General features: G+C 48.3%; 15 protein-coding genes, 1 tRNA gene and 1 pseudogene. 16 read left to right on the top strand and 1 reads right to left on the bottom strand.

Annotation, left to right across the window (positions count from 1 at the left end; all coding sequences use genetic code 11):
• Position 1: 1 nt before the first annotated feature.
• From pseG to ACXX82_RS08605, 11 genes and pseudogenes are all read left to right on the top strand, one after another.
• Positions 2 to 1,513, top strand: a complete 1,512-nt coding sequence (pseG, locus tag ACXX82_RS08655) for a UDP-2,4-diacetamido-2,4,6-trideoxy-beta-L-altropyranose hydrolase (RefSeq protein ID WP_458562765.1) — start codon at positions 2 to 4, stop codon at positions 1,511 to 1,513.
• Between the two features lie 2 nt (positions 1,514 to 1,515).
• The gene (pseI, locus tag ACXX82_RS08650) at positions 1,516 to 2,571 is read left to right on the top strand and encodes a pseudaminic acid synthase (RefSeq protein ID WP_458562764.1); all 1,056 of its coding nucleotides are present in this window, start codon (positions 1,516 to 1,518) and stop codon (positions 2,569 to 2,571) included.
• Positions 2,571 to 3,707 (top strand): FemAB family protein, encoded by a 1,137-nt coding sequence (locus ACXX82_RS08645; protein ID WP_458562763.1) that lies wholly within the window; start codon positions 2,571 to 2,573, stop codon positions 3,705 to 3,707. Before pseI ends, ACXX82_RS08645 begins: the two co-directional genes overlap by 1 nt.
• Before the next feature lie 2 nt (positions 3,708 to 3,709).
• Positions 3,710 to 5,056, top strand: a complete 1,347-nt coding sequence (locus ACXX82_RS08640) for a hypothetical protein (protein ID WP_458562762.1) — start codon at positions 3,710 to 3,712, stop codon at positions 5,054 to 5,056.
• 222 nt (positions 5,057 to 5,278) lie between these two features.
• Positions 5,279 to 6,490: an O-antigen ligase family protein gene (locus ACXX82_RS08635; RefSeq protein ID WP_458562761.1), complete on the top strand. Its 1,212-nt coding sequence runs from the start codon at positions 5,279 to 5,281 to the stop codon at positions 6,488 to 6,490.
• Positions 6,491 to 6,909: 419 nt separating this feature from the next.
• A pseudogene (locus ACXX82_RS08630) lies at positions 6,910 to 7,065 on the top strand (DapH/DapD/GlmU-related protein); the annotation flags it as partial.
• Between the two features lie 116 nt (positions 7,066 to 7,181).
• Positions 7,182 to 8,012 (top strand): hypothetical protein, encoded by an 831-nt coding sequence (locus ACXX82_RS08625; RefSeq protein ID WP_458562760.1) that lies wholly within the window; start codon positions 7,182 to 7,184, stop codon positions 8,010 to 8,012.
• A gap of 203 nt (positions 8,013 to 8,215) precedes the next feature.
• Entirely contained in the window at positions 8,216 to 8,770 is a 555-nt protein-coding gene (locus ACXX82_RS08620; RefSeq protein ID WP_458562759.1) for an acyltransferase, read from the top strand.
• Positions 8,771 to 8,773: 3 nt separating this feature from the next.
• A complete protein-coding gene (locus tag ACXX82_RS08615; protein WP_458562758.1) occupies positions 8,774 to 10,030 on the top strand; it encodes a hypothetical protein in 1,257 nt (418 codons plus the stop codon).
• 30 nt (positions 10,031 to 10,060) lie between these two features.
• Positions 10,061 to 11,188 carry a glycosyltransferase gene (locus ACXX82_RS08610; RefSeq protein ID WP_458562757.1) on the top strand — a complete coding sequence of 376 codons (1,128 nt, stop codon included), beginning with the start codon at positions 10,061 to 10,063 and terminating at the stop codon, positions 11,186 to 11,188.
• A gap of 132 nt (positions 11,189 to 11,320) precedes the next feature.
• Positions 11,321 to 12,013 carry an IS6 family transposase gene (locus ACXX82_RS08605; protein ID WP_458562756.1) on the top strand — a complete coding sequence of 231 codons (693 nt, stop codon included), beginning with the start codon at positions 11,321 to 11,323 and terminating at the stop codon, positions 12,011 to 12,013.
• Between the two features lie 266 nt (positions 12,014 to 12,279).
• Here the strand turns inward: ACXX82_RS08605 and ACXX82_RS08600 are convergent.
• A tRNA-Phe gene (locus ACXX82_RS08600) sits at positions 12,280 to 12,355 on the bottom strand.
• Positions 12,356 to 12,475: 120 nt separating this feature from the next.
• On the opposite strand from ACXX82_RS08600, the gene ACXX82_RS08595 reads away from it, so the two are divergent.
• The 5 genes from ACXX82_RS08595 to ACXX82_RS08575 all read left to right on the top strand — a co-directional run bounded on the left by ACXX82_RS08595 (position 12,476) and on the right by ACXX82_RS08575 (position 17,981).
• Positions 12,476 to 13,798: an FAD-dependent monooxygenase gene (locus tag ACXX82_RS08595; protein WP_458562755.1), complete on the top strand. Its 1,323-nt coding sequence runs from the start codon at positions 12,476 to 12,478 to the stop codon at positions 13,796 to 13,798.
• An 11-nt stretch (positions 13,799 to 13,809) separates the two neighbouring features.
• Positions 13,810 to 14,577: a DsbC family protein gene (locus tag ACXX82_RS08590; protein ID WP_458562754.1), complete on the top strand. Its 768-nt coding sequence runs from the start codon at positions 13,810 to 13,812 to the stop codon at positions 14,575 to 14,577.
• Between the two features lie 28 nt (positions 14,578 to 14,605).
• Entirely contained in the window at positions 14,606 to 15,202 is a 597-nt protein-coding gene (locus ACXX82_RS08585; RefSeq protein WP_458562753.1) for a nucleotidyltransferase family protein, read from the top strand.
• A gap of 231 nt (positions 15,203 to 15,433) precedes the next feature.
• Positions 15,434 to 15,970, top strand: coding sequence for a DUF3429 domain-containing protein (locus ACXX82_RS08580; RefSeq protein ID WP_458562752.1), 537 nt, complete (start codon positions 15,434 to 15,436; stop codon positions 15,968 to 15,970).
• A 190-nt stretch (positions 15,971 to 16,160) separates the two neighbouring features.
• Positions 16,161 to 17,981, top strand: coding sequence for a M61 family metallopeptidase (locus tag ACXX82_RS08575; protein WP_458563975.1), 1,821 nt, complete (start codon positions 16,161 to 16,163; stop codon positions 17,979 to 17,981).
• The last annotated feature ends 14 nt before the right edge of the window (positions 17,982 to 17,995 follow it).

The following is a 17,995-nucleotide window of genomic DNA, read 5'->3' as shown; positions in this document are numbered from 1 at the left end:
GATGAACATTGCTATTCGTGTCGACGCCTCTAGCCAAATCGGCACTGGACATTTCATGCGCTGCCTCACCTTGGCGGACGCGCTGAAGCAGCGTGGTGCAAAGATTCGTTTTGTCAGTCGCCATATGCCCGCGCATTTACGGGATATGTTGGCTGTCAAGGGGCATGAGTTCGCACCGCTCACCAGTAACCCTGGCGAAGAAACCGCTGATGGCCTGTCCCATGCTCACTGGCTTGGCACCAGCCAGGCGCAGGATGCGACGGCCTCGATCCATGCACTATCCGACCAAACCTGGGATTGGTTATTGGTGGACCATTACGCATTAGATACTTGCTGGGAGACGGCACTACGCACAACAGCCAGACGCATTATGGTCATCGACGACATTGCCGATCGCCAGCATGACTGCGATGTGCTGCTTGACCAAAATTTCTATGCGGATATGGATATCCGCTACCTTGGCAAGGTTCCTCCGGATTGCCAGTTATTGCTAGGCCCGCGCTATGTTCTGCTACGCGACGAGTTCCGACAATTGCGAGAACAAGTCAAGCCGCGCACTGGGCCGGTCAAGCGCGTGCTGGTCTTTTTTGGTGGTGTGGATGCTGAGAATTACACGGCACTTGCGATTGAGGCACTAGCCAGTATCGCCCGTTATAATTTGCAAGTCGATGTGGTGATCGGTGCGCAACATCCTGCCCGCACTGAGATCAAAGCCGCATGTGCTCGGCACGGTTATTTCTGCCATGTACAAATACCCAATATGGCGGAATTGATGGCCCAAGCCGACTTGGCCATTGGTGCCGGTGGGACAGCAACATGGGAGCGGTGTTGCCTCGGGTTACCGACACTCACGCTAAGTGTTGCTCGCAACCAACGAAAGTTGGTCGACGACTCCGCCCTTTTCGGCCTAGTCTACGCCCCGGTAATGGGGAGCAATGTAAACTCGGGGTTACTTCTTCATTTGCAGGCTTTGCTCGAAAACCCAGGTTTGCGAGCGCTCATTTCACGACATGGGATCGACGCAGTCGATGGTCGCGGTACATTGAGAGTCTTACGTACCATGGGGAACAATTCGGTTAAAGTGCGTTTGGCAAATGACAGGGATTCAGCTGATCTCATGTCTTGGCGCAATCATCCTTCTATCCGAGCAGTTTCACGTAATAGCGCACCGATCAGTGCTGAGAACCATGGGCACTGGCTGCATGGGGTACTACGAGATGAGAACCGAGCTTTACTCATTGGTTATCGTGATGAACAACAGCCAATAGGCGTTGCGCGCTTTGATATGGCGGGTGATTGCGCTGAAGTGTCGATTTATCTAGTGCCTGGATTTAGCGAACAAGGCTTAGGAGCTGAATTACTGGAAAGTGCCGAACAATGGTTGTGTAGTACCCGCACCGACATCAAATACCTCCGGGCGGAGGTATTAGGCAACAATGCGCCGTCTCACCGTTTGTTCACGGCTGTCGGATATGTTAAAGACTCCACTCGCTATCTAAAAAAGGTGCACTAAGCATGACTGATTCAATCAAAATCGGTGAGCGGTTCGTAGGCAAGGGCCACGCCCCGTTCATCATCGCCGAAATGTCCGGCAACCATAACCAGTCGCTTGAGCGCGCACTGGAAATCGTAGAGGCTGCCGCCAAAACGGGCGCTCACGCGCTGAAAATCCAGACCTACACACCCGACACCATGACACTGGACCTGGATGAGCGCGAGTTTCATATCAGCGATCCCAAAAGTCTGTGGGCTGGCACCTCGCTCTACAAACTTTACGGTGAGGCATATACACCCTGGGAATGGCATAAGCCAATTTTTGATCGCGCGCGCGAACTCGGCATGATCCCTTTCAGCACACCGTTTGACGCCAGCTCGGTAGATTTTCTGGAAACGCTTGATGTTGCTGTGTACAAGATAGCTTCGTTTGAAAATACCGACTTGCCGTTGATACGTCGCGTGGCGGCTACAGGCAAACCGATGATCATTTCAACCGGCATGGCCACAGCGGCAGAAATAGATGAGACCGTCCGCGCTGCCCGTGAAGCCGGATGCAAGGATTTGGTTCTACTTAAATGCACCAGCACATATCCCGCAACACCAGAAAACACAAACATCTTGAGCATCCCGCACATGCGTGAACTCTTCGGCTGCGAAGTCGGCTTGTCTGACCACACCATGGGCGTCGGAGTATCCATTGCAAGCGTTGCTCTAGGAGCAAGCGTGATTGAAAAGCACTTCACGTTAAGCCGTGCCGATGGCGGCGTCGATAGCAGCTTCTCTATGGAACCAGCGGAAATGGAGCAACTGGTGGTCGAGACCGAGCGTGCCTGGCAAGCGCTTGGCAAGGTCAGTTACGGCCCCACGGCTGCCGAAGAAAAATCACTTCAGTTCCGTCGCACGCTGTACATCACGCAAGATATGCAAGAAGGCGATGTCCTGACCGTACAACATGTGCGGGCGATCCGCCCAGGTCTGGGGCTGCCTCCAAAATATTATGATGTCGTACTTGGCAAGCGGATTAATCAGACAGTGCGGCGCGGTACGGCTTTGTCTTGGGACTTGTTATCCTAATGGTTACTTTAGCGTCCAATACCGCAAGCCGATCCAATGTGATCCATTGGTTAGAGCAAAGCGAGCTGGCTGCTGTGCTGCGCCAAGAGCAAGGTGCAGCATGGCAAGATGCATGGGGAAGGCTGGAGTCGCAATCTACAAGCGCTTCGGCATCCATGATCGATTACCAGCACGCCTATATGCGCAGTGCGGGGCTGTGTATCGTTGATATGTCCCTAGTGTTATTAAACGATGGCAAACCTTGTGCGATCTGGCCACTGACCCTCACACTAGACGACATAAGCGGCAAACTAAGCTCTCTTGGAGCGCCTGTGCGCCCCCCCGCATTTGTTACCAATCTGTCGCCGCGCACCGTAAAAAAAATGACGGCAAGCGCGCTGCGCTTTGTGCTCGCCATACAAAAAGCAATATCACAAGAGACTGTACACACCGAGGAACCGATTACGCCGAATGCTATTACTGGTTTGTCCGAATGGCATCAACAATGGATGTCGATTGGCGCTTCTGTAGCTGTAAAACATGACCTCTACGTTGATTTACGCTTGAGCCTGGATGAGATACGCGCCAACTTCCGCAAAAGCTATCGATCACTGATTTCCTCTGGGCAAAAAAAATGGACGGTGGATGCAATGGACAACACCTGTTCCAATATCGACGTCTGGGCAGAGTTTAAGTCACTACACCGCCAAGTAGCTGGCCGTGTTACGCGCAACGATGAAACCTGGGCCTTGCAGTTTCAAATGATCGTGCAAGGAGAAGCCATACTCATTACGCTACGCGACCCAGCCTCCCAAAACCGAATGATCGGTGCCGGATTTTTTCAACTTACCCGTGACGAAGGACTTTACTCGGTCGCTGTCTATGACCGCGAATTATTCGATCAGCCAATTGGTCATGTCGTGCACCAGCGCGCCATTGAATTAATGAAGCAACGCGGCCTGCGTTGGTATCGGATTGGAGAACGGTGTTTTCCCTCAGATTGCCCTAAACCCAGCGACAAGGAAATCGACATTTCATTCTTCAAGCAAGGGTTTGCAAGTAACCTTTCTCCGCGGTTTGTGTTTAGCGTGCCATGCTCAGCAACGGCTTTTAATGCGCCTGACATTGGTTTGGGTGAACGTGGAAGTTTGAATTAATTATGAAAATATTGTTTATTGAAAATCGATATTTCACATGGATTTTAGATACGGTTGCGAAAGGGTTACAAGCATCTGGGCATGATATCCATTGGATAGTACAAAACCCAATGTTTACGCCAAAAACTGGCCATATTCATTTGCTGTCTTTTCCGAAATCTAGCGCTGCAAATAAAGTGGTGGATTCTTCATGGTCATGGTTGCGGGAGTCTGATCGCGGCGTGCGCTGGTTTGGCGGAAATGGCGCTCATTGGGAGCCATATCATCGCCAAATAAGCGAAATCATTCGGAATGTATTGCCAGATGTCGTATTTTGCGAGATGACACAGTTTCATGAATTATTGACGTTGGACGTGTGTAAAGAACTGGGTATTCCATTGTTATCTCCTAACGTCACGCGCTATCCAGTCGGGCGACTCCATTTTCTTGCCAACGACACGCTAGATCCAGTTGGTGGACGGGGGGTAAATCTTACCGATCCTGAAGTGGACGAGATGTTAAATGCGATTAATAGCAGGACTTTACGCCCCTCGTATATGGAGCCCATAACTCAATCTAAATTAAACAAAATAACTAAGATACTCACAGATAAGGTTCGCATTCTCACGGGATGGTTCATAGGCGAACGTTATGTTACTCCTTCCCCTTGGGTAAAAATGCAGCTTGAGCGTAAGCACGCCCGCCAATATATGCACTGGGAGTCATTTGCGCATCAAACTTTGCCTGACGCGATTATTGACAAACCCTGGGTCCTTCTTCCATTGCAGATGCAACCAGAAGCCAATATCGAAGTTTGGGGCCGGCCTTGGAGCGACCAGACAGACTTGGTAAAGCGTACCGCAAAAGCTCTTGAGCACATTGGTGCTGTGTTAGTGGTTAAACCAAACCCTAAATCAAAATATGAATTGATGCCCGAGTTATGTGACCTTGTCGCACGCACGCCAAACATCGTTGCCATTTCACACACCACACCTATGAAAGCTGTGTTTGCGCAAGCACCTCTTGTAATGACGGTAACTGGCACAGTGTTACTAGAATGTGTATTTTCTGGCAAACCAGTTGCAAGCTTGGGAAGTCATGCCATGACGCGTTACCCAGGTGTGAAGGCGCTCAATACACCAGAAGAGGTTGCTTCAGTTCTAGAAAAAGTTTTGAACAAGGAAATTGTTGGTGCTAGTAGAGAAGAAGCTAAAGGTTTATTAAATTTTTTGTATAAGACAAGCTACCCGGCGATGATTTGGGATCCATTAAATCGACCAGAGTTGATGACAACAAAAAATATTGGTGGAATTTTGAGTGCTTTTGTCGATATTCTGAACATCTACGAAAAGAAAATTACTGATTTTTAAATATACATTTTTCAACAAATTTTTTATTTAATATCAATAATGGGATTGCTGACGTGACGTATGAGATTTAGCAATAAGCTTAATCCATTACTTAAAATAATTTTGATTGATGCGTTTTCAATAGATTTTATTTTTATGACTCACTTGGATTTTTTTCAGACTTGATAGACCTGACTTACTATTACCTTAGATGTTTAAAAGCCATCATTAAAAGAAAAGAAATTGTTTAAAATCATAGAATCCCTCCCTTTGCCAAATGATAATCGCTCAAAGATAGGTTTTTTTGTCGTTATCCTAATCTATTTTGGTGTTTATATTAAGGACATCGCCTCACCAGTAGTTGGTGTGGCGATACCCACGGCACTCATTGGATTGGCAATTATTGTCGGCTTCAACGTGGTTTTGTTACGAATCGCCAGTGCGGCAAAAATAAACAAAATCTCACAAAACGTTGTGCTAGCCAGTATGACTGCCTGGCTACTTTCAACGATCGACGCGGGATCTTTAAATTTAAGTAGTTATTACCTCGCAATACCATGTGCTTTTGTCATAATCAATACTAAGCCAAGATTTTTTTTAAAATTGATGGTAATCCATTTCTTAATCAGTTTAGCAATGCAAAGTATTGAATATGCTACGGGTCATTATTTTTTTATATATAACGCTGCTGATGGTAGTGTGCTTAACGAAGAGTTGTTTGGCGGAGGTCTTGACATATTTCGTGCCAAGGGAATGTTTCAAGGACCTTTAAGTGCGGTTGCCTTTTCTTTATGGCTTGCATTTATGTTTAGGGGCAGTGTTTTTTTTGTTATAGGGTTATTTTTATCCGCCTTTTTTGCTAGTGGCCGTTTAGGGATGGTCGTTGCTACTATATTGTTAATAGTGCGCGTATTTTTGCAGAAACAAGACGATAAACGCTCAAAATCCTTGCTTGGATTAGCAATAGTGGCATCAATTGCATTTTTGCTATTTAAGTCAATTGATGAAAATCGAATGATTTTTATATCTTCTGCTTTTGATTTACGAAATGACCAAAATGTATCTAGATTAGAGTTTTGGGGCACATCCTTACAACACTTTCTAAATTACCCTCTGGAAAAAATAATGTTTGGTAATTTCGGTTATATTCAAGCAAAAGAGGGCGGAACTGAAAACGACTTTTTACGAATAGCATTGGACAATGGCGTTGTTGGCTTCATGATTTACATGATACCTTTCGCTATATTATTTTTATCAAAATTAAAGAAAAGAAAACTCGGTTCTGAGAGCGGGTTAATCTGGATATTGATTTTTTTACTTATGAATATTTTCCCGTTCGTGCAGTCTTTATCCTCATCTTTATTGTTCTGGATTTTCGCATTTACGTATTTGAATTACAATTCGATCAGAAAAAGTGAACTAAATTATGTTCCATTGCCTTATCTAAAAGATTAGATTTTAAAACGTAATGCAAAGAATTTTGCGATGCAACACCTACTTGGTGACTCTTGAAAAAAATAATACTTAAAATTGAATTTCTAATTTATGGATTTTTCTTTGTCTCATTGATTGTTACAATCATCGACAAGCTCATACGCAGAGTTTTTTGGGTATGGGGACGTGCACGTTTTGGTGCCTTAGTAAAAAATCGTGGTTCCGGTTGTGTCTGTCACTGGGCGACTGATCTCAAATATCCTGAAAATATCTTCCTAGGTGAACGGGTCGTAATTGGTGTGAATGCTTCATTGGGTGCCCATAGTGAGATTCGTATTGGCGACAATGTACATATTTCTCGCGATGTTCACTTGGAAACTGCGGGATTGGATTTTCATGAAAAATTTCCGCCGTATGCACATCTATCCCAACCGATAACGATTGATAAAGGTGTCTGGATTGGCAGTCGATCAACGATCCTCGGAGGCGTGCATATTGGTGAATACGCGATTATCGCAGCAGGATCAGTTGTCACGAAAGATGTTCCGCCTTTTGCCGTTGTTGGCGGTATTCCTGCACGAATCCTGAAAATTAGAAATCAACCTGTAGAAGCCGAAATATGCTGAAGAGAAAATTCCGTCGTCTTTTAATGGTGCTATCGGACTCTCGCTGGTGGCCGTTTTATGTGCAGCGTCGGTTTATGCAACCTAAAATGAGAGCTTGGTTGTCTTCTTTGGCTGCGACAACGCGACCAACGTCACTGCCAGTAAGATCGGACTATGATGAGTTATCCAAGCATAGTGCAGCATTGCAAGGTGCAGGTATTTCTCACTTAGGTGCTTTGCTGACACAAGCGCAATGCGAGGAATTAAGAAAATATTTTTCTGGCAAACTCGTATGTGATGATTATCGGCCAGAAACACCACCGTACCTTCCGGGTAGTAATGCGAGGCATCCTGAAAGCCATGTTGCCCATCATAGCCCTGGAGATATCTTGTGCGCGCCTTATTTGCTCCAGTTGGCAAATGATCCCCGAATATTGGATATTGCGGCGACTTTTTTAGGCTGCAAACCAACCATAGGATACCTTGCCGCGTGGTGGAGTTATCACACGGAAACCGGCGCACAACAGGCAGAACATTTTCATCGAGACGTAGATGACTGGCGTTTCCTGAAGCTCTTTATTTATATAACCTATGTAGATGAAAAGAATGGTCCCCATATTTACGTGGCTCATTCTTCATCCAGTGCCAAGTTACGGGAAATTCGCCGATTCGAGGATGCTGAAGTTGTCGCTGCATTCGGACAAAATAATATTTTGCAGCTGACAGGTCGCGCAGGCGAAGGCTTTTTGGAGAACACTTATGGCCTGCACAAAGGGCAACCTGTCAAGGAGGGGACGCGGCTCATTTTCCAGGTTGTGTACAGTATGTTCGCTTTGCCGTATGGGCCAAAAGTGCCGGTGATCAAGCAGAATGAGTGGACAAGTCAGAATGCGTTTGTGCCGGACCCTTGGATTAATCGTTTGTATATTGCACCATGAAGAAAAAAATTGTCCGCATTATGACGGCAGTTGTCATTTTTTGTTTGCCGTCTCTAATTGCCGGGCCATTGCTGAGGTTGTTGGGGCACCGGATTGGGCGCGGCTGCCGATTTGGATTTTCCTTTGTCTTAGTAGATGGGCTACTGTTAAAAAACCGGGTAAAAATAGGGCATTTCAACTTTCTCCGGATACGCATTTTAGTCATGCGTGATGATGCTTATATTGGCCGCATGAATATGGTTCATGGCCCTATCGATCTCATCATCGGGAAGCGCTCTTGTGTCGGCAATACCAACAAGATAACGCGTGCGCCACAAGATATCGTGGCGGTTGGTAGGGGTGTCCTGAGACTTGGTGAATTGTCTTCGATCACGGCCAATCACAGAGTAGATTGCGCTTCAAGCGTACGACTAGGTAATTTTACGACACTGGCTGGCGCAGGCTCACAAATCTGGACACACGGCTATATCCATGACACACAGGGTCCAGGGCGTTACCGGATCGATGGCGGGATTGAGATTGGCAATAATGTATATATAGGAGCGGGATGCATTATCAGCATGGGTGTCAGGATTGCTTCTGGGGCGATTGTTGGTGCAGGCGTGACAGTAGCTCGTAACCTGGATGAGCCAGGACTATATGTGTCTGCTGCGATTCGTCAATTACCTCGCCCTTCCCCGCCTGATGAACGAGTTGATCTACGTCCTGTATTGGATGCTCGTCTATGTGAGCGCGTCTATGTCAAGACTTCTCGTTAATCAATGAAAAAATTATTGCGCCTCGGGATTTATCTTGCCAGCTTTATGTTTGCGCGCGGAACACTCTTTTTCGCCCCAATTGCTCTTGCTAACTTATTGCCAATCCGCTCGTACGGCACGGTGGAGTGGGCCTATGCGGCAGCATCTTTTGGAGCCTCGATTACGGCAATTGGAACAGGTGCGGCTCTTCCGCTGATTACTTTGAATAAGGCAGTCAAAGGTACGATGAGCGGTATTCTTGCCCATCATATTGTGGTCGTGCTCATGTGTGTCGCTTTAATTTGCGGTGCTTTGTTGCTGAATGGAGGAATAGCTTTGCAGATGGCAGCTTTGTTGGTATCTGCTGTCGCATTGCAGGCACTATGGAGCATCCATCTAAAGACATGCGGTAAAGGTGAGGCGTCTTTGCTGCTGGACGCTGGCTTGTTTGCTTTGATGGCCTTCACTGCCGCAGCGGTGAATTATTTACATTTATTGGATTCCTTGTTTTGGCTCGCGTGCGCGGTTGCTGCGTATGTTTTTTGTTTGCTTAGTGTGACGGCGATTGCGCTTTTTAAGCGATTGTATGCGGGTGAAGTCGTCGCATATCAAACTATCTTAACCTTAGGCTTTCCATTGATGTTAGGTGCGATGGTTACGATTGCGGCAACGACTTCAGGCCGATTGGTAATCGGCTATCTTGGAGGGCCGTTGTTAACCGCCGATTATGCGATCCTGGCCCGTGCGGCCGCATTGCCAATTGTTGCGCATCAGATTGTCCTCGTTGCCAAATTCCGTCACTTATACACATTGCAGGACAAAGAAATGGAGCGCGTCATTTCTTTCATCCTTGGCATGGTTGCATTCTCGGTTGTGGGGTTGTGGGTTGTGAGCCCTTTCTTCAGCTGGATGCTTGGTCCTGCATTTGCGAAAGCATTTCAAAGTTATACGTTGCCGGCTCTTTGGATTTTGTCGCAATCCATATTGTGGTCCGGAATATCTCTCAACGATACGATCAATACACGCAAGCAGGCAATGCACAAGGTTTTACCTTGGAGCGTGCTTTTTCTGGTTATTTCGATCCCATTTTCTATCGTATTAATTCGATATGTGGGCGTTACTCTAGCGCATTTTGTTTATATTCATGGCCTGCTGATGTTGCTGTTTTATCTGACCCAAATTTTTGCAATGTATCAGGCGGGCATTCGGCTGTTTCGGGCTTGGACTTTTTCAGTATGCGCCTACGTCATCCTGATTACGCTAGCGAGTTTGATGTATTGATTGTACGTATTTTATGTGGCGTCAAAAATCATGACCAAGATTGTGCATTTCGGTAAATATTATCCTCCCGATATGGGTGGCATTGAGAGTGTAACGCAGACTTTAGCGGAAGGAGCGTTTGCAGCCGGCTATGAGGTGAAGGTTGTTTGTTTCGATAAAACCAAGGTGGGTAATCAAATAAATTCTTCTGTACAGGTTAAGCGCTATCCTATTAAAAAAATGTTCAGTTCACAGCCATTGAGTTGGGCATATTTTATTGGCGCGGTACGTGAGGGGCGCAGGGCCGATATTGTCCATTTACATGCACCTAATTTGCTGGCCGCGCTGGCCTCTTTATTTATCGGCCATAGACCGAAGCTGGTGGTTCATTGGCATAGCGATGTGGTCAGCAAAGGATTGTTGGGTCGCTTGGTGAGGCCTATGGAGCGGTGGATGTTGTGGCGTGCCACCTGCATTTTGGCAACTTCGCAACATTATGCCGATGGCTCCAAACTCTTAAAGTCATTTGTTAAAAAAGTACGCATCGTTCCGCTGGGCGTATCAACACCAGAATTTAAGGTTGAAACTATGCCTTTACCCCCCAGATTGGCGCAGTTTGCGGGTGGCAGGCGATTGGTCCTGAGCGTTGGCAGACTGACACCTTATAAAGGGTTTTCTGTTTTGGTGGATGCAGCAAAATATTTTGCAGAGGATGTCGCTATAGTCGTTGCGGGTGACGGCGAGTTGTTGGAAAGTCTTACCAAACAAATCAATCTGAATCATCTCGGGCACAAAATCCTGCTCGCGGGACGCGTGACAGATGAGGAATTAGCAGCTTTATATCAGAACGCGGATGTATTTTGTTTGCCGTCAATAGAACGCTCTGAGGCATTTGGTGTGGTATTGCTCGAAGCAATGGTGTACAGCTTGCCGATAGTTGCAACCAATATTCAAGGTTCGGGAGTGCCGTGGGTGAATGAGCATCAGGTTAGTGGTGTTAATGTCATGCCCGGCGATGCGAAGGGCTTGGCAGCGGCATGCTCAGATATTTTGTATAAACCGGCATTGAGAGCCAAATATGCATGTGGTGCCAAAGCGAGGTTTGATGGCAACTTTACAGCTGAAAAATTTTGTGCAAATACGCTTGCAGTTTATACAGCTATGACCTTTCCCCCTTAATATGGTCTCAATACGGTAACGTTAATCAATTTGTTCTGACATCCTTAGGCTAACATATGGTTCTGTCGCATTAAGCGCAGTCATCAAAGCATTCGAGTAGACTTCTTCCTTTTAAAAAAAAGGCGAACCGAGATGCTGGATACCAAAGGGATGCGATTTCCGATCGACGTGATTCTGTTGTGTATCCGCTGGTACGCGGCCTACCCCTTGAGTTTCCGGCATCTTGAGGAAATGATGGAGGAGCGTGGTGTGGTTGTCGACCATTCTTCGATCAATCGTTGGGCTATCAGATTCTTGCCGCTGCTGGAAAAAGTATTCCGCAAATACAAGCGTCCGGTTGGCGGCAGCTGGCGAATGGACGAAACGTCTATTAGCGTAAAAGGGGTCTGGAAGTATCTCTATCGGGCCGTTGACAAGGAGGGTAAGACGGTCGATTTTCTTTTGACGGCCAGACGGGACAAGGCGGCAGCCACACGTTTTTTCGACAAGGCCATGCAGACCAACGGTATCCCGGAAAAAGTCACGATGGATAAAAGCGGCGCCAACAAAGCGGTGATCGATAAGATCAATGCCGGCATGGACACGCCAATGGTAGTTCGGCAGGTCAAATACCTCAACAATGTCGTCGAACAAGACCATCGTGCCGTCAAGCGTGTGACCAAGCAGATGCTCAACTTTAAATCATTTCGGTCCGCCCGAAACGTCCTGGCCGGCATCGAACTCATGCACATGATCCGCAAAGGACAGCTCATGATGGAAGACTCCGATGCGATGTCTTTTGCCGACCAGTTTTATGCGCTGGCAGGACAAATCCGTCCAGTTTGAAGGCGGGGGGCAAGAGCCAGCCAAAAATCCGATCTGTCCTTGCTAACGCGACAGAACCTTTTGGATTGTGCTTCGCGCACATCCTTAATTTTTTGTTAATAATTGAGCGATCCGCGCCACATGCTCCAGATTAATTTAATTGAGGTAGCTAGAAGTTCAGGTCTGACAAGTTATCTGCAAGGCCAGGTTTGAATTTTATCTGAACCAAGGGTATTAGAATGCAGAAAAGCCGCTGAGTAGATTTCTCTACTGAGCGGCTTAATTCTTGGTGGCCCGGGGCGGAATCGAACCACCGACACAAGGATTTTCAATCCTCTGCTCTACCGACTGAGCTACCAGGCCAAGGAGCCGAATTATAGCAAGACATTTTGAATTCGCAAACCCCTTATGTAATTATTTTATTTAAGTAGTCGTTATAATAGTGGGATGAATGATTCCAGACTACCTTCCAAGAGCGTTTTAATGGGTATCGCGGCACGCGGCACGCGTGGTGTGTCTTCGCGAAATGTTTCTCACAGTGATATTTGTATCGTTGGAAACGGTGCAATTGGTAAGACGGCGGCGTTGGGTTTGGCGCAAGCGGGTCTTACTGTGACTTTACTGGCCCAGCCCCCTACCGTCCCGCGTGGTGCCCCTTCGGGAAGTTCAACGAGTCCATCTTCTATTCCTTTGCCTCGGGTGGAGAGTGATAGTGCTGACGCTGTTGTTGACTGGGACACTCGCGTTTTTGCGTTGAATCACATTGCCCGTAGTTTGCTGTCTGGACTTAAAGTATGGGATGCGTTGGATGCCAGTCGTGTGGCGCCCGTGGAGAGCATGCTGGTCAAAGGCGGTGCAGACGCCAATGCGGGGAGTATTTCCTTCGATGCGTTTAGTGCGCGAACGGGGGCGCTGGCGTGGATTGTTGAGGGTAGCAATCTGAACCAGGCGCTGGATGCGGCGTTGAAATTTGCGCATAACGTGCGTGTCGTGGATGGTCGGGCGCAGCAGATGACGATTGATGCCGACAATGGTGGCAGTGCCACGTTGACGTTGGATGATGGTTCGCTGCTGAGTTCTACGTTGCTGGTTGGGGCTGATGGTGCGCAATCGTGGGTGCGTCATCAATGCGATATTGGGATTGATTACCGGTCTTATCATCAGCGGGCGATTGTTGCCAACTTTGAGGCTGAACTGCCTCATCGTGGTGTCGCGCATCAATGGTTTACCGCGGAAGAGGGGATAATCGCATTATTGCCGTTGCCGGGACAGCGTGTGTCGCTGGTATGGTCGGCACCGGAAAGCCTTGCTCCGACCTTACTGGGAGAGTCAATGTCCCAACTGGCGGAGCGTTTATCTTTAGTAGCGGGTGATCAGCTGGGCCGATTGACGCCGTTGCAGCCTGAGAAAGTACAAAGTTTCCCGCTGGCGTTGATTCGCAGCCATGCTTTGGTGGCCCCACGTGTTGCATTGATCGGTGATGCGGCGCACTTGGTGCATCCGCTGGCTGGACATGGGATGAATTTGGGGTTTGGTGACGTCGCGGCTTTGATTGCGGTGTTGAGCGGGCGGGGTCCGCATCGTGATTGTGGCGATGCGACGGTGTTGTTAAAATACGCCCGCTTGCGCAAGGAAGAGATTCTATTAATGCAGTTTGCGACTGACGGTCTGGAGCGTTTGTTCGGGCTCGACATTGCGCCGCTGCGCTTGGTGCGAAACGTGGGATTGAACTTGCTGGATAGACTGCCGGTCTTAAAGCGGCGACTGATGGGGCATGCGTTTGGTCGAACATTCGAAAAAAATTGATCGGAGTGGTAATGCAAGTACGGATTTGGGAACGTTTGAAGCCATTATTGCTGGTGGTGATGTTGGGTTCATTGATGACAACAGCTATCGCTGAAACAGCTCAAGAGGCGGCGGTTAAAAGACTTATCGAGCCGCGTTTGGGAGACGGCGTTAAAGTCGATGCGGTGACGAAAACGCCGTTTTTGGAAATGTTTGAAGTGCGCGTCGGGAAAGATATTTTTTATACCGACGCTGGCGCTAAGTTTATGTTCGTGGGCCGGATTCTTGACGCTAAGAATTCCAGGGATTACACCAAAGAGCGGATGGATGAAATCAATAAGGTAAAGTTCTCTGACTTGCCACTGGACTTGGCAATGAAGTCAGTGAAGGGTAACGGTAAGCGTGTCATCGCTGTATTTGAAGATCCGAACTGCGGTTATTGCAAAAAATTCCGGAAGACTTTGCAGGATGTTGATAACATCACGGTCTACACTTTTATGTTCAATATTTTGGCCCCAGACTCGGCAGTGAAGTCAAAAAATGTCTGGTGCAGCGCTAATCGCGACAAAGCCTGGGACGATTGGATGCTGAGTGGGAAGTTGCCAGCCACGGCAGCGGCGAGCTGTGTGACGACGCCAAACGAGAAAGTTCTGGCACTTGGACAGGCGCTTGGCGTGAGTGGAACACCGACCATTATTTTCGCCGATGGCTCGCGCATTCCAGGCTTTATCGATGCAAGGGCGCTTGAAGAAAAGTTTGCTTCAGTAGTGTCCGTTGCGCCGGTTACATCCGTTAAGTAAAACGGTTAGCCATCAAATGGACGTTGCCATGTCCAATCGAATAGTCGGGATTTTGCTGGCTGCAGGACGTGGGCGTCGGTTTGATCAGAGCGGGCAGCAAAATAAATTGCTGCAACTTCTCCCTGGTGGCGACTCGGTTTTGGTGACGGCTGCAAAGAATCTATCCATAGTCGTGCCGACCACCGTTGTGTGCCGGGCTGATGCTGCTACGGCAACCGCGCAAATGGCAGCGCATGATAAATGCGGTGAGTATGGTTGTAGCGTACTGCATTGTGCCAATGCGGACGATGGCATGGCGACGACGTTGGTGCATGGCCTTTTGCAAACGACGACAGCGGCGGGTTGGGTAATTGCGCTTGCCGATATGCCTTTTGTGCAAGTCGCTACCATCATGGCGTTAAAAACGGCGTTGGAGCAGGGGGCTGATATTGCTGTCCCAGTGTGCAATCAGCGTCGCGGCAATCCGGTCGCTTTCAGCCGTCGTCACCTGCCGCGTTTATTAGCGCTGCGCGGCGATCAGGGAGCGCGTGCGCTGTTGCAAAATTTTCCTGTGGTAGAGGTGGTCGTAGATGACCCGGGTATCCTGCAAGACATCGATACCGTCGCCGATTTACCACATTTATAAGCTGTGAGAGATCGTTTGGTGATTAACCCGCTTGGCAAGCGATTAAGCTGATGTTGGTTTAGGGATAACCCCGTAGACTATTGTTTTTCCACGCCATCGGTCGACGAATTCCATTCCTGAATCATACGTGCATCTTGCGTCGCCTTTGCCTTGCATTCGCGCTGCCTGCTACTTCCAGTGTAGGTTTCGGTGTCTGTTCCAGGCCGGTTGCGTTTGATTTAGAAATGGAATTTGTTGCCGCGAAATGCCGTGCCGGTGTTTCCCTTATTAGCCAACTTTCTTAGCCAATCTCCTGCGATGAATCCACACTTTTTAAATAAACGCCTGATCCTTGTTCTGGGTTATACCGGTTTGGTCCCGTTCGTGTTATTAACGCTCGGCTGTTGGGTAGTCAGTCCAGATTGGCTTGGCGAGTTTATTCGCGGTCAGATGGCTTACGGTGTCGCTGCGTTATCGTTCCTTGGTGGTATTCATTGGGGGGCGATGGTATTGCGTGCTGACCTCTCAGCGGAACGAACCAAAAGGGCGTTAATCTGGGGCATCATGCCGACCACGATAGCCTGGTTTTCGACCCTATTCTTTGCGTATGGTTATACTTTGTTGATTCTTGGCTTTATTGCGGCGTATCAGGTGGATAAACGTTTGTTCGTTTGGTACGGTTTGCCGGGCTGGTTCATTGAATTACGTTATAGACTAACTTGTGCTGCGGTCAGCGCGATGGTGTTAGCGATGCTTGCCGTGGGAGTGAGAGGAAATCTTGGTACATAAATTGACTCAAAAATCTGTTGCAAAACCGACGGCGAAGGCTGCCGCAAAATCGACTACGAAGCTGGTAACTTCCAAGTCCGCCGTCAAGCGGACCAAAGGTGGATCAAAAGTGGGGGCTAAGCTGAGCGCTAAGTTATTGGCGAAGGCGCTTCCGAAACGCATCCCTTCGAGCAATACCGCCGCTGGCGATATAAAAAATTCCGCTGTGCATTACAGCATCGTAGCGTCGGATCCGGCGGCCCATTTATTTGCGGTGACATTGGTGGTTGATGCACCAGCAGCAGTCGGACAAATTGTGGCGCTACCGGCATGGATACCTGGCAGTTATATGATCCGAGAATTTGCGCGTCATGTGGTTCAGATTCGCGGTGAGTCAAATGGTCGAACGATTGCGTTAAAAAAACTTGATAAGCATTCTTGGCAAGCTGCACCATGTGATGGGCCGCTAACCTTGCACTATCAGGTATATGCATGGGATTTATCCGTCAGGGCCGCACATCTGGATCAAACGCATGGTTTTTTTAATGGGACCAGCGTATTTTTACGGGTTGTGGGTCACGAAAACCTCTCACACGTGGTTGATATTCAGCGCCCTCATGGTGATGAGTATGCGGATTGGCGTATCGCAACAGCGTTACCCGTCTTGAAGGCCAGACGCGGCACTTTTGGTACTTATGTTGCGGGCAATTATGATGAATTGATTGATCATCCGGTTGAGATGGGATTGTTTCAGCTCGCAACTTTTAAAGCCCACGGCGTCCCCCACGAGATCGCTGTTACCGGTAACGTGCCAAATCTGGATATGTCACGTCTGACAGTTGACCTTAAAAAAATCTGTGAAACCCAGATTGCGTTTTTTGAGCCAGCGGGAACCAAATTTGCCAAACAAGCGCCGATGCCGCGTTATGTATTTTTAACGCTGGCAGTGGGAGATGGATATGGCGGTCTTGAGCATCGCGCGTCGACTGCATTAATTTGTGCGCGCGCCGATTTGCCGGTCAAAGGACAGCCTGAAACCAGCGATGGTTATCGTACCTTTCTCGGACTTTGTAGTCATGAGTATTTCCATACATGGAACGTCAAGCGCATTAAGCCTGCTGCGTTTGCCCCCTATGATTTGCAAGTTGAAAACTATACGCCGTTATTGTGGCTGTTCGAAGGATTTACCAGTTACTACGATGACTTAATGTTGTTCCGTTGTGGCCTGATCGATCAGGCTCAATATTTGAAAATGGTCGCAAAAACGATCAATGGTGTCTTGCTCGGAACTGGGCGCCGCAAGCAAAGCGTCGCTGAGTCGAGCTTTGACGCATGGGTGAAGTATTATCGTCAGGATGAGAACGCACCAAACGCGATCATCAGTTACTACACCAAAGGATCGTTGGTCGCGCTGGCGCTGGATTTGATGATACGTAGCGAAACCAAAAACAAAAAATCGCTCGATGATGTGATGCGCGCACTGTGGCAACAATATGGCCGGGATTTTTTTGCTGAAAATGATATGTCTGGGCGTGGCATAACGGAAGCGGCGGTTGAGGCTTTATTCGATGCGGTGACCGGTCTGAAGTTAAAGCGGTTTTTTGAGCGGTTTGTGCACGGTACAGAAGATCTGCCGATGGCAAAGTTGCTGGCTACCGCGGGTGTGACGATTGCTGATACACGCAAAACGACAAAGCCCGGACTGGGAGCGCGTATTAGTCGCACCGGTGCCGAGAGCAAAGTGGTGAATGTTTACGAGGGTGGCGCTGCGCATCGTGCCGGTTTATCGGCTGGAGATGTATTGTTGGCGCTCGACGGCATCCGCGTACAGTCCAATCTGGATATTCTTCTGGCCCGCTATCGGGTTGGTGATAGCGTGACGCTGCATGTATTTCGACGCGATGAGTTATTGATGTTGCGGGTCAAGTTGCTGTCTGATACGACGCCGCAATGGGGGCTCAACCCTGAGTCAAAGCCAGTTGGTGTTTTGGCGGCGCGCAATGCTTGGCTGGATGGACGAACCGGGCGCTAATGCCTAAGGTGTTG

It is taken from the genome of Glaciimonas sp. GNP009 (genome assembly GCF_054343755.1).
The sequence above is the reverse complement of the archived record's forward strand: the minus strand, read 5'-3'. Positions and strand labels throughout refer to the sequence as shown.